The sequence below is a fragment of the Caballeronia udeis genome (assembly GCF_044909315.1).
Classification (GTDB): Bacteria; Pseudomonadota; Gammaproteobacteria; order Burkholderiales; family Burkholderiaceae; genus Caballeronia; species Caballeronia udeis_A.
The window spans coordinates 16,415-28,732 of the sequence record NZ_JBIYEB010000022.1 but is presented as its reverse complement, the minus strand read 5'-3'; the positions used below and the strand labels follow the sequence as shown (position 1 = coordinate 28,732).

Annotated in this window: 13 protein-coding genes; 10 read left to right on the top strand and 3 right to left on the bottom strand. The window is 59.2% G+C overall.

Annotated features, from left to right (window positions below):
• Positions 1-92 precede the first annotated feature (92 nt).
• Both ABH944_RS29640 and ABH944_RS29635 read left to right on the top strand, forming a co-directional pair.
• Entirely contained in the window at positions 93-689 is a 597-nt protein-coding gene (locus ABH944_RS29640; protein ID WP_404610830.1) for a nitroreductase family protein, read from the top strand.
• Between the two features lie 178 nt (positions 690-867).
• Positions 868-1,713: a hypothetical protein gene (locus tag ABH944_RS29635; protein ID WP_404610829.1), complete on the top strand. Its 846-nt coding sequence runs from the start codon at positions 868-870 to the stop codon at positions 1,711-1,713.
• A gap of 16 nt (positions 1,714-1,729) precedes the next feature.
• Here the strand turns inward: ABH944_RS29635 and ABH944_RS29630 are convergent, their stop codons facing one another.
• Complete coding sequence (locus ABH944_RS29630) at positions 1,730-1,984, bottom strand: hypothetical protein (protein ID WP_404610828.1); 255 nt, start codon at positions 1,982-1,984, stop codon at positions 1,730-1,732.
• Between the two features lie 440 nt (positions 1,985-2,424).
• Here ABH944_RS29630 and ABH944_RS29625 point away from each other — a divergent pair, with 440 nt between their 5' ends.
• Positions 2,425-3,441: a GGDEF domain-containing protein gene (locus ABH944_RS29625; RefSeq protein ID WP_404610827.1), complete on the top strand. Its 1,017-nt coding sequence runs from the start codon at positions 2,425-2,427 to the stop codon at positions 3,439-3,441.
• A 181-nt stretch (positions 3,442-3,622) separates the two neighbouring features.
• Positions 3,623-4,957, top strand: a complete 1,335-nt coding sequence (gene argG / locus ABH944_RS29620) for an argininosuccinate synthase (RefSeq protein ID WP_404610826.1) — start codon at positions 3,623-3,625, stop codon at positions 4,955-4,957.
• Positions 4,958-5,070: 113 nt separating this feature from the next.
• On the opposite strand, the gene ABH944_RS29615 is transcribed toward argG, so the two are convergent.
• Positions 5,071-5,676, bottom strand: a complete 606-nt coding sequence (locus ABH944_RS29615; protein ID WP_404610825.1) for a TetR/AcrR family transcriptional regulator — start codon at positions 5,674-5,676, stop codon at positions 5,071-5,073.
• 128 nt (positions 5,677-5,804) lie between these two features.
• On the opposite strand from ABH944_RS29615, the gene ABH944_RS29610 reads away from it, so the two are divergent.
• The 5 genes from ABH944_RS29610 (at position 5,805) to ABH944_RS29590 (ending at position 10,530) form a co-directional block, all read left to right on the top strand.
• Complete coding sequence (locus ABH944_RS29610; RefSeq protein WP_404610824.1) at positions 5,805-6,728, top strand: NAD-dependent epimerase/dehydratase family protein; 924 nt, start codon at positions 5,805-5,807, stop codon at positions 6,726-6,728.
• Positions 6,729-6,730: 2 nt separating this feature from the next.
• Positions 6,731-7,075: a DoxX family protein gene (locus ABH944_RS29605; protein WP_404610823.1), complete on the top strand. Its 345-nt coding sequence runs from the start codon at positions 6,731-6,733 to the stop codon at positions 7,073-7,075.
• A gap of 366 nt (positions 7,076-7,441) precedes the next feature.
• Positions 7,442-7,903, top strand: a complete 462-nt coding sequence (locus ABH944_RS29600) for a contact-dependent growth inhibition system immunity protein (protein ID WP_404659574.1) — start codon at positions 7,442-7,444, stop codon at positions 7,901-7,903.
• Between the two features lie 156 nt (positions 7,904-8,059).
• Entirely contained in the window at positions 8,060-8,548 is a 489-nt protein-coding gene (locus ABH944_RS29595) for an NUDIX domain-containing protein (RefSeq protein ID WP_404610821.1), read from the top strand.
• A gap of 494 nt (positions 8,549-9,042) precedes the next feature.
• A complete protein-coding gene (locus tag ABH944_RS29590) occupies positions 9,043-10,530 on the top strand; it encodes a SulP family inorganic anion transporter (RefSeq protein WP_404610820.1) in 1,488 nt (495 codons plus the stop codon).
• Positions 10,531-10,673: 143 nt separating this feature from the next.
• On the opposite strand, the gene ABH944_RS29585 is transcribed toward ABH944_RS29590, so the two are convergent.
• Positions 10,674-11,108: a hypothetical protein gene (locus tag ABH944_RS29585; RefSeq protein ID WP_404610819.1), complete on the bottom strand. Its 435-nt coding sequence runs from the start codon at positions 11,106-11,108 to the stop codon at positions 10,674-10,676.
• 414 nt (positions 11,109-11,522) lie between these two features.
• Between ABH944_RS29585 and ABH944_RS29580 the strand changes: the two genes are divergently transcribed.
• Entirely contained in the window at positions 11,523-12,275 is a 753-nt protein-coding gene (locus tag ABH944_RS29580; protein ID WP_404610818.1) for a hypothetical protein, read from the top strand.
• Positions 12,276-12,318: the final 43 nt, after the last annotated feature.

Here is a 12,318-nt window from a genome sequence, read left to right as displayed (position 1 = left end):
TCTGCCATGACAAAATCAAGTTATTGAGAATCATTTGCAATACGGCGAGAATTTCGCGATCATGGATACTTTGAGAAAGCCCGGACCTTCCGATGGAAACAATGAACCCCGGCGTCGGTGTCGACGCCCTGAACGTGTTGATGACACGCCAGTCGTACTGGCCGCTGGCCGAGCCCGCGCCGGACGATTCCCAGCTTCAACAGATTTTCGATGCCGCCCTGCGCGCGCCCGACCACGGCGCATTGCGGCCGTGGCGCTTTATCCTGATCCGCGGTAACGCGCGGCTGAAACTCGGCGAGTTGCTGGTAGACCTCGCCTCTGCCCGCTCGCCCGGCGAACCGCGTTCGGCGCATGAACATCGCGGCCGCCGTGCGCTCGCGGCGCCTGTCGTGATTGCGCTGGTGGCGTCGCTGGCACGCGAGACGAAGGTGCCTGAAGTTGAGCAGTTGCTCTCCGTTGGCGCTGCGGCCATGAACATGCTGAACGCAATTCATGCGCTCGGTTTTGGTGGTTTCTGGGCGACCGGAGCGGATAGTTACGAGCCGCAAATGCATCGCGCGCTCGGGCTGGAGGAACGTGACCGGCTGCTTGGATTCCTGTTTGTCGGCACGCCGCCTGACGGCGTGCGTGCGGTCGAGCGGCCGTCCAGCGACCGCTATGTGACCGAGTGGCTCGAAGCCACCGTTTAAGGCATGGCAGACAGAATTTGCACGATGCAAACAGCGGCGCCCACGCCGCGTTCGTTCGTGCTCCTATTCCTCATCGGCTTGAGAGGACGGCCGGCGCTTGCCATTCGGCGGGCCGCTCCAGCGTGGCCGCATCTTGCCTGCCCGCCCCATGCCCTCTCGCTCTGAAACGGTACTTACCATGCCCACGGGTTTATTGACTGAGAGCTTGCTGACGCAGACATCGAAGCAGACATCGCGGCGGGATTTTATCGATGACCTCGATACCCCGGCCCAGCCCGGCGATGACGAAACACCGCCGCAGTTCCTGCCGCTTCGCATGAACGAAACGCTGTCGCTCAGTCCGTGTACGCCGGCACCGGGCGAGATTTTCGTGTTCCGGTTCCGCAGTCAATGGCAGCGAGTGAGTGCGCACGATTCGGCGCGTTGGCTGACGCAGGACGAAACCCGGCGAGCGGCGTTGTTGCCGAGTCCCGCGTTGCGGTACCGGTATATATCGAGCCGGGCGGTGCTGCGGCTGGCAGTGGCCCGGATGCTCGGATGCCAGCCCGATGCAGTCGATCTGCGCGACGACGCGCGGGGCCGGATGTTTGCGCAAGACCCTGCAGGGGATGCTGTTTTATGTGCCGACATAGCCTATGCCGGCGTGTGGATCATGCTTGGCATCAGCGCAAGTTACGTGGGTTTGGGAACGTCGCTGCCTTCGTACAAGATGGCGGCCGACGACGATACCCCGCCGGAAGGCGGGGTATCGAGCCAGATCTCACCGCCCCCGGATAACCTGCTCTTCAGCAAGCAGCGGGCGCGCGACAACAGCTTGCTTAGCGCGGCCGGACATCGCACGGCTATCGATCATTCCAACCTTGCGTCCAGTGAACCCGCCCCGGCTTTGGTCAGCGTGACCGGAGGCGAACCCTGGCATGTCTTTGACCTGCCTATGCCTGGGCAGCTCTGCGCGTCGGTATGCAGCGCGACGCCGCTAAGCACCATTCTCGCTTTTGGGTGGAGCAAGCGTAACGACGCTTAGTGATACTTAGCTATGCTCAGGTCCCTGACGTTCCGGCAATGCCTTGTTGTGCATGCTCGCGTGCCAACGCGTCTTCCCTGGCTTTCTTGCTCGCCATGTGGTGACCCACGATGCACCCTCCGGCTGCGCCCAGCACTGCATGGCCTTTACCGACATAGTGACCGGCCACGCCGCCCACGACAGCGCCCTTCAGGCATCCTGCAGCCTGAACCTGGGCAGCGAAGCTGGCTGCTGAAAGCGCGACGGCCAGCATTGCGATTTTCACTTTCATTGACACCTCATTCCTTGTCGGGGCGATCCTTAAGGTCCTTAAGGTAATTAAAGTCGTCAAGGTCCGCCCGGGTTCTTGGTCAAGCAACTTTGTAAGCTCGCCGTTAGCGCCACGCATCCGGACTGGCGCTTAACGCACATGGCGCATGGAATGCAAATGCTTCATCCCTGCGCCACGGCTAATCAATGGGGTCGGCAAACCCACATTTCAAGCCGGATCAAAGCACTCCCGGCCATGAACGCAAGCCCAACCAACCTGCCACACCCGCGACCACGGTGCTCGATCAATAGAATCACGACGGATCCCCACGCCGCCTTCCATACCCCTCGCGCGAACACCGTGCACAGAGCCCGCCGGGAAGTTCTGCCGGAGGAATCGCGTCGATGGTGACCGCCAATGTGCCAGAATACAAACTGTAATAGATAAAAACAGGGGTCCACATGGAGTTGATGCTTGAACGGCTGTCGGAGTCGGTCGCCTCGGCTGAAAACCTTGAGCAGCTCGCGAGGCCGTTGCTGGAAATGCTCGAACTGGTCAGCGGCCTTGAGTCCTTGTACCTGACCTCTATCGATGAAGAGGCGGGGGTGCAGTCCGTCGACTATGTCAGGAACGCGGGTGAACTTTTTATCCCCGAGGGACTGTCCGTTCCATGGTCCGATACCCTGTGCAAGCGCTGCCTGGAAGAAGGACGCCGGTTTACGTCCAACGTAAGCGAGATTTGGGGCGATTCGCAAGCTGCCAGGGATCTCGGGATCCAGACATATGTCAGCGCGGCCATTCGCGCCAGTAATGGCTCGGTGATCGGGACCTTGTGTGGCGCAAGCAAGCGTAGCCAGACGGTTGGGCCGGAGGCGCTGAGCACCTTAAACGTATTTTCGAAGCTGATCGGCCAGCACGTTGAGCGAGAACGATTGGTTGGCGAGTTGAGGCGATCGAACGAATACCTCGCAAACTTCGCTTTGACTGACTCCCTGACCGGCTTGCCCAACAGGCGGGCGCTGCATGACGAGCTAGGCAGGCTATTGGCGCGAGCGGCGAGGGACGGATCGTACGTCATCGTCGGAATGATCGACCTCGACGACTTCAAGCGCGTGAACGACTCATATGGGCACGTAGCGGGTGATCGCTTCCTGAGCGAATGTGCACAACGCCTCGCTGGAATTACGCGCGACACGGACATGCTGGCGCGGGTTGGCGGTGATGAATTCGCCCTGGTCGGGCCTGGCCCTGTCGCTGCAAAGAAGGCGCACAGCGCAGCGGATCAATTGCAAAAACGTGCTTCCGAGGTGACTTGCGGTCTCTACACGCTCGGCGGCAGGAGCGTCGAATACGCCGGCGTGAGCGCTGGCGTGATCGCCGTCAGGCTGATGTCCGTCGATCAGGCGCTAGAGTTGGCGGACGCCGCAATGTACAGCGAAAAACGAAGGCGCAAGCAATCTGTCCCGCGCGGTGAATGAGTGATCGGCTGGGACCAGTCGGCTCCGCTGTCCATGCGTATTACGATCCGGGTAACCCGTTGCGCCCGGTTCTGGATCGAGCGACGTTTGATCTGAATGACGCCATAATTCTGGCACTTTTGCCGCTGTGCGGTATTCTCTCTAACCCGACTTTACGGTTTTCAACTTCCCGGTTTTCCATATGAGCACAATCCTCGAAAGTCTTCCGATCGGCCAGAAAGTAGGTATTGCATTTTCCGGCGGACTCGACACCAGCGCTGCACTCCACTGGATGCGGATCAAAGGCGCTGTCCCTTACGCGTATACGGCAAACCTCGGCCAGCCCGACGAAGACGACTACGAGTCCATTCCGCGTCGGGCGATCCAGTATGGCGCGGAAGGCGCGCGACTCATCGACTGCCGGGCCCAACTCGTCGCGGAGGGCATCGCCGCCCTGCAGTCCAGCGCGTTCCACATCTCGACAGCCGGGGTAACCTACTTCAATACGACTCCGATCGGCCGCGCCGTGACCGGCACCATGCTGGTTGCCGCGATGAAGGAAGACGGCGTCAACATCTGGGGCGACGGCAGCACGTACAAGGGCAACGACATCGAGCGTTTCTACCGGTACGGCCTGCTGATGAATCCGGATCTGAAAATCTATAAGCCGTGGCTCGACCAGTCGTTCATCGACGAGCTGGGCGGCCGCGCAGAAATGTCGGAGTTCATGCGCCAGTCGGGGTTCGATTACAAGATGTCGGCGGAGAAGGCCTATTCCACTGATTCGAACTTGCTGGGTGCGACGCATGAAGCAAAGGACCTCGAGAGCCTCGAAAGCGGCATCAAGATCGTCAATCCCATCATGGGCGTCGCGTTCTGGCGTGACGATGTGCCCGTCGCGAAGGAAGAAGTGACGGTCCGCTTCGAAGAAGGCCATCCGGTCGCGCTGAACGGTGTCCAGTACACGGATGCCGTCGAGCTGCTGCTGGAAGCGAACCGCATCGGCGGGCGCCATGGGCTCGGCATGAGCGACCAGATCGAGAATCGGATCATCGAGGCAAAGAGCCGCGGGATCTATGAAGCCCCCGGCCTCGCGCTGCTGTATATCGCGTACGAACGCCTTGTCACGGGCATCCACAATGAAGACACCATCGAGCAATACCGCGAGAATGGCCGGCGTCTCGGCCGTCTGCTGTATCAAGGCCGCTGGTTCGATCCGCAGGCGATCATGCTGCGTGAAGCGGCACAGCGTTGGGTGGCGCGCGCGATCACGGGCGAGGTCACTATGGAACTGCGCCGCGGCAACGACTACTCGATCCTGAGCACCAAGTCGGCGAATCTGACGTACCAGCCGGAGCGGCTGTCAATGGAGAAGGTTGAATCGCCCTTCTCGCCGCGCGATCGGATCGGCCAACTGACAATGCGTAATCTGGACATCACCGATACACGCGCAAAGCTGCTGATCTACTCGGAGACGGGATTGCTGGCACCGAGCGAGACTCTGGCGCTGCCGCAACCGAAGGACGATAAGCAATAAGTCGAGTGGATCATGGTCGGACGAATACTCCGTCGTCCGACCGGCTGTCCTGCTTCCCGCGCACACGCTGTTGCGTTCCGCATGCAAGGGCTCGACAGCTTACGCGGCGCTCCTCAGCGAAGTGCAACCTCTACCGCCTCGTCAATCTGCAGCGCAAAGCGTGCGTCGACATCCGGCACCGTGAAGCCAATTGACAGTTCCAGATACGCGTCGCCCAGCACCAACTGAACGAATGTCGCTGCCCGCAATGCAGCAGTCGATTCGTCAAAACGCTTTCGCAGAATTTTCGCGGCAAAGGCACGCACGACCTTTGCACCGTTTTCGAAAAACACCTGGCCAAGTTCCGGAAGACGCTCGGCCTCAGCAACGATAGCCCGGTAAAGCCGCAGATAATCCGGCGTAATAAGGCTTCGTGCCAGCAACCATCCCAACTCGCGCAACTCGACTTCAGGTGCGCCATCGGCTTGCTCGCCCTGAGCGCTGGCAAGCAGCTCGCCCACCTCAGCGCACATCGCGCTCACCAGACCCACGAAGAGCGCCTCCTTCGACTTGAAGTGGCGGTAGACCGTCTGTTTACCGACGCCGGCGGCCGAGGCGACATCGTCCATCGTCGCCAAACCGAAACCCTCACGTAAGAAAACGGTTTTCGCGCCGTCGAGGATTGCAGACCGCTTGCGGCATTGCAGCGGGCTCAGGCCGGGGAGAGAAGAAGTATCCATGCAAGATAAATAACAGATCGTTGAGTAGTTGACAAGACTGGTCAGTCTCGTTTAGATTTGCGGAAACGAGACTGATGAGTCTCGTTTGTATGACTATTCGACTTCGTAGCCAATCATTGGAGAACGCTTTGAAACTGTTCCTTACAGGTGGTACTGGCTTCATCGGGCAAGCGGTCGCGCGCAAGGCAATCAGCCTCGGCCATCAAGTGACGGCGCTGGTGCGCGATGACAACTCGGCGGCTGCCATCGCGCTTGCACGTCTCGGTGTGGCACTGCATTCCGGCGACCTGCGCGAGCCACAGTCTTTCGCTGCGACTGCCGGTGCCGCTGATGGTGTGGTGCACACCGCTTCGACCAACGATGCTTCCGCCGGTGCTGCCGATGAGGCCGCGGCTGTAGCGATGCTTTCGCATTTGCATCCGGACGCGGCGTTTGTCTATACGTCGGGCACCTGGGTCTACGGCAATACGGAGGGGGAGTCCGCGACTGAAGCATCGGCGCTGAACCCGACACCACTCATCGCCTGGCGGCCCGCAGTGGAGCAACAGGTGCTGGCGCTGGCAGCACGCCACTCGATTGCCGCAGTGATCCTCAGGCCGGCGATGGTGCACGGCTACGGCGGCGGCGTCTTCGGCATGCTTGCCGGCATGGTCCGTCAGACCGGCAGTGTGAGAGTCGTCGGCGATGGTCGCAACCATTGGCCTGCCGTTCACGTCGATGATCTCGCCACGGCCTACCTGAGCGCGGTGGAGCGGGCGGCAAGTGGGGACGATCGAGTCGCGGGACAGATCTTCAACGTGGTCGCGGAAGATGCCGTTGCCGTTGCCGAAATGGGTGAAGCAATTCGGGCCTCGGTCGGCGCCGATCGCGTCGAACCCGGGCCGCTTGACGATGCTCGCAAATCGCTTGGACCGTTCGCTGACGCACTGGCGCTCGATCAGACAGTAAGCGGCGAGCATGCCCGGCGAGTTCTTGCGTGGAAGCCCCATGGCCCCGGCCTGATTGCGGACCTCTCCGTACCAAAGCACTTTCAGCAAATCGACGGAGCATGACCATGGCGTGGAACAGTGCATCTTTCGAGTCGATTTCCGCGATGATCGTCGCGGTTCTGTTCGCGGTTGCCGGAATGGTCAATCTCGCAGGACTCGGCGCGGTGAAGCGCGACTTCGCGCGCTGGGGTTACCCGGCATGGTTTCGTTTGCTCTGTGGCGCTCTTGAGTTGTTGTCTGCGGCACTTCTTTTTGGACAACAAACCAGGGTTCTGGGCCTGACGCTGGCCGGTGCGATCATGGTCGCCGCGCTCTTCACGTTGCTACGAAACCGGGAGCCGTTCGGGCATCTCGCCCCGGCGCTGATCTTCTCGGCGCTCGTTGTGGTTACTGTGGCGCTCCGCGGTTGAGGCTTGCTCGCCACCAGGCGAGTGAGCCCGGACGCTAACAAGCCGCGCGGCAATCCGTGCTGCATGAACTTGAAAAATACGCACATGGATAGCGGCATTGGAGCAACTCCAATTTGATCACGCGCGTCATGTGTGCATTTTTTGTAGCGATGGATGGACGCTCCGGGTCGCCTGCCGCAGATCACCGCTTTACGTGCCACGAGAAGCGGCCCCTCATGCATGGGCAGCGGGTGGTCAGTTTCAGCAGCTCGACGTTTCAACAACAATCGTCGACAATTGCGATCTGTTAGTGCCAACATTGGCTCGACGGTGCGATTAGCCAATATATCCGTAAATATGCTCAGCGAACCGAACTGGAAGAGTCGATTGACGGCGAAGATGACTGAAGAGTTTCTCTGCATAGTGCCTCAGTCGGGGTATCGACTGGCAATGGCTGAGCCTATGGCAACAGAACGCCTGTTAACGGCGGATGCCTCAGCTGTCGAAATCGGAAATGCAATTCAAGGGGCTCTGGCGGAAAGCCGATTCCTGTCGCTCACGGAGGCTAACGCCTTGCGCCTGACGGCTGAATCCCGATACTCAGAGTGGGTGCAGTCACTGATGGATCGTTTCGCCTATAAAACAAGACGCGCGCTCTTCAAAAATATGAAGAGTTGCAGCATCGCAAGGTCCGCAGAACGACTGGTTTTTGTTCCAAGTCATCACGACAAGCTAGACAGTTGGAGCCGCTCCGTCGGCGATGGAATTGAGGATGTGGTCATTCCAGCGACGAGTAGTCCTTCCGAAATTGGTGCGGCACTGATTGCCGCATCTGGCCGTTGTACCTAGCGGCGCGAAAATCGCGGAGACTCGAACGACCGCCTCCCTGAAACGTAGATGTCTCTTCAGGGTCGCGTCCCGCCCGTCGTAACCTTGCGAGATCCATGCCACATGAACGCGGCGACCCGGAAAACCCTCTGACCATGAAAGAAAAGAAGAGACCTCATGCCGAGCCCTGAGCGAACGCGACCGGCTACGCTTGTCGACACTGTCTGGCGCATGGTGCTCCGCCTCGGATTCCGGCTCGCTCGCGCCTGGTGGCACCTTCGACGGCCTCGCCATGAGGGGGCCCTCGTAGCAATCTACGTCGGGCGGGCGCTGTTACCGGTGAAATCATCGTATCGGTCCGAGTGGAATTTTCCCGGCGGTAGTGTCCGGCCCGGTGAGACGCCCGATGCAGCGGCACAGCGCGAAATGGAGGAGGAGATTGGTCTCTCGTCGTACTCGTTACTGCCCGCAGGCAGCGCCTGCGGCATTTGGGACGGGCGAAGAGACCGGGTGCATTTCTTTGAGCTGCACCTCGATTGCATACCCGAGCTGCGGTTTGATAATCGTGAGATCATCGCCGCGCATCTGGCATTGCCGGAGGAATTGCAGGGCGTCGCGCTGACGCGGGCGGTCGCTGCGTATCTCGGCAGAGATCTCCGCTGTTAGTCGTCCCGTTTCCTTTCGGTACATCCCGACGGGATTGGTCTCGTGTGCCGGACCGCAGAGAGAGCCCGCGCACACGGTCCGTCGTCAGGCTGCGATCCGCTGCCGCTCACGGACATGCAGACGTGGAGTCCGTCCACATTATCAGTGAAATTCATACGCTCGCGTGGACTACGATAAACTAGCTACCGGCCCGGGAGAGAATTCTGCCATACGGGTCTACATCGACTTCAATTCATAACGTACCCATGTAGCTTTCCGAGAACCTCCCGACCGTTCATAACGGCGTCCCACCTGAGGGTTCTCGGGCATCGGTGCACTCGCTTGTTCGATATCCAGACAACGCGCTTCACCTGTCGACTTTTACAGACGCCATGCTTTGAAGCGTTGCGTTGTCGTCTTGTCGCACTTTGAGCCCGAGGGCTTCCAGTCGCCACATTCAGCACCTCGCGCCATTCACAGGCGCAGTGTTTTTTATTTGACCGCGAACACAATTAATGAAGATTCAATCACTCCGAGAGCAGTGGCTATCGACCCTCCCCGCTAACGTGCTTGCGGGCCTCACCTCGTCGTTCGCCCTCGTCCCCGAATGCATCGCCTTTGCGTTGGTCGCACATGTGAATCCTCTTATGGGACTTTACGGCGCCTTCATCATTTGTACACTGACCGCCATTTTTGGTGGCAGGCCTGGAATGATCTCGGGCGCTGCCGGCTCGATGGCTGTCGTTATCGTCGCGCTTGTCGTGGAGCACGGCACGCAATTCCTTCTCGCCACCGTCGTCTTGAGCGGTGCGCTGATGATGCTTTTCGGGCTATTGCGTCTGGGTAAGCTGATTCGGATGGTGCCGCATCCGGTGATGATCGGATTTGTGAACGGCCTGGCTATTATCATCGCCATGGCGCAACTGGAGCATTTCAAGCGCGCTACTCCCCAAGGTGAGGGTTGGCTGCAAGGGACATCGCTGGTGATCATGTGTGCATTGGTTGCGCTGACCATGTTGACTGTCTACCTTCTGCCTCGAATCACCAGAGCCGTACCGCCGGCCCTTGTCGCCATCGTGAGTGTCGGATTGCTCAGTCAGATAATGCATTTGCCCACGCGGACATTAGGCGACATGGCGCATATCGCAGGCGCCTTCCCGAGCTTTCACCTGCCGCAGATACCGGTTGACTTCGAGACTTTTCGGATTGTCTTTCCCTACGCCCTGCTGATGGCCATAGTGGGTTTACTGGAAACACTGCTTACTTTCAATCTTACCGATGAGATCACCGAGACCAGTGGACGGCCAAATCGCGAGTGTCTCGCACTCGGCATTTCAAATGTGGTTTCGGGCCTGTTCGGCGGCATGGGCGGTTGCGCGATGATCGGTCAAACCATGATCAACCTGAGTTCGGGCGGACGCAGCCGCCTGTCAGGAGCGACGAGCGGCATCATGATCCTTCTGTTCATCCTCTTCTTGTCCCCGCTCATCGAACGAATCCCCCTGGCCGCACTGGTCGGGGTGATGTTCGTTGTCGCCCAACAGACCTTTGCATGGGGATCGCTTCGGGTGCTTGGTAAAGTTCCCCACAACGACGCGCTGGTGATCATCGCCGTGACGGTCATTACCGTTTTTACCGACCTGGCAATTGCCGTATTGTGCGGCATCGTCATAGCCGCATTGAACTTCGCCTGGCAGCATGCACGCGAAATACGCGCCGAGATGAAAACCAGCAATGATGGTGCACGAACATATGTTTTGCATGGCACATTGTTCTTCGCGTCTACCGCAAATTTCCAGGACCTTTTCCATCCCCAAACCGATGCTGAAGAAGTCATTGTTGATTGCCAGCATTTGCACGTGGCTGACCACTCGGCGATAGTTGCTTTCGAAACACTGAAGGACCGCTATCAAAAGGCCGGAAGGCGTTTGCGATTTACGAACCTGTCGACGCGCAATCAACATATTCTCGAACGTGCCGGTGTTTCCTTGATCAACGCCTGACGCTGATTGAATCGCAAACCCTTGTGGCCCTTGCATTTCGAAAGCAGCCATTTCGAATGAGGCATGTCGAACCCGGCCAACCGCGTCGGACAGACACCGGCCACCCCAAAGCGGCCAATCCAAGTCCGTTCAAGTATGTCGGGTTATTTAATCTTTGATTTGAACCATGTGGTGCTTTCCGGGGAAAGCAAAAATAACCCGGCGACAGTTCCCGCAGCAGCGTTTATTAAACCCTCGACGTTGTTCTGCTCGGCGGATAGCCCGTCTGTAAACAGACGATAGAGGTTTATTATCAGGACGATTGCCGTCAAAAAAAGTGCGACGTTTCTTGCCCAAAGTTTTCCAGCCGAAATCCGCATGATGGTGAATGCATCGAGGATCAAAAGTGCCGAGAACAGCCCAAACACCGTGATCGCCCCTATCACTTCCGGGCGAGTACTGAAAGGCGGAACGCCCACTTGAAGACCGAAACGGACGAGAAAAACTGAGAACATAATCCAATAAACCGCGACTGCGGCTCGAACTGAGTTGGGAGTATTGTTGCCCGGGAAAAAGATGAATTTGGTTTTCGCTCTCAAACGAACCTCCGTCAATTTCAATATCAGGGCCGCCCAGTTTGGCGATCATAGTCCTCTTTCAAAGCTTTTTGTATCTGGACAGCCGCGGCTCTCGAGGTCGCTAGCACGCGGTCGCCTCAGCCGTAAGCTGACATCCGCAAATACAGTGTCGTGAGCAACCGGCAAGAGGCTTCCAGCGGGCGGATTACGGCTTACTGTCGAATGGCAGGAAAGGCCGGCGACCCGTCCGATAGTGTTGACCGGATGATCGATTCGCTGTCTGGCGGCCCGAGCTAACTGCCAGGTCGCGGGAAATAACGCGGGCCCGGGGGGCCCGCTGAGCTACAAGGCATGGCAGCGCGCTTCTGTCACAATATCGTTCTGCCGTTTCGCTGACGTGCCGCTGGCAACGCACCACAACTGACTTTCTCGTCAATGCGCATATTCGGAATAAGCCTTTACGTCATCATCGCCCTGTTCTTTGCCGTGCATGCCGTGCGCACCCAGCAGAACATGTACTGGATGCTGATCCTGTTTCTTTTCCCTGGCCTTGGCAGCGCGGTCTATTTCTTTGTCATTTATTTGCCGTCCCTTCGCCAGTCGCGTGGGGCAAGGGCGGCAACGAGGGCCATCTCTCAGCTTGTCGATCCCAACCGGGCGGTGCGCGAGGCGCGTACGGATTTCGATCGCGCGCCGACCGTCGCGCATCGCATGCGGCTGGGTGCGGCGCTGCTCCATGCAGGAAATGCCGCCGAAGCCCTGGAGCATTACCAAGCCGCGGTCAGTGGGCCGTTCGCATCCGATCCGGCTTTACTCCAAGGGCTGGCGCGTGCGCAGTTTGCCAACGGCAATGCTACGGCCACGCAGGACACGCTGGAAAAACTGTTCGCTGCCAATCCCCTCGCCCGCCAGCAACCGGAGCCTGCCTTGCTATATGCACGGGCCTTGGCCACGATTGGCGCACCGGGCACGCGCGCCGCGTTCGAGATGGCGCTCACCTGCGCAAGCGACGCTGCACCTCGTTGCCTGTACGCCGATTGGCTAGCGGCGCAGCCCGACGAGGCCGACCGCCAACGTGCGCGCGAACTTTATGCCGAGATCGTGCACGATGCCCGGCATTGGCCACGCCACGCTCGCGAACATAACAGCGAGTGGCTGCAACGCGCCCAGGCCTCCCAAAGCCGATAATCCACGGGCGCCCGCTGGCATGTAACACGACACGCAGCGGCCG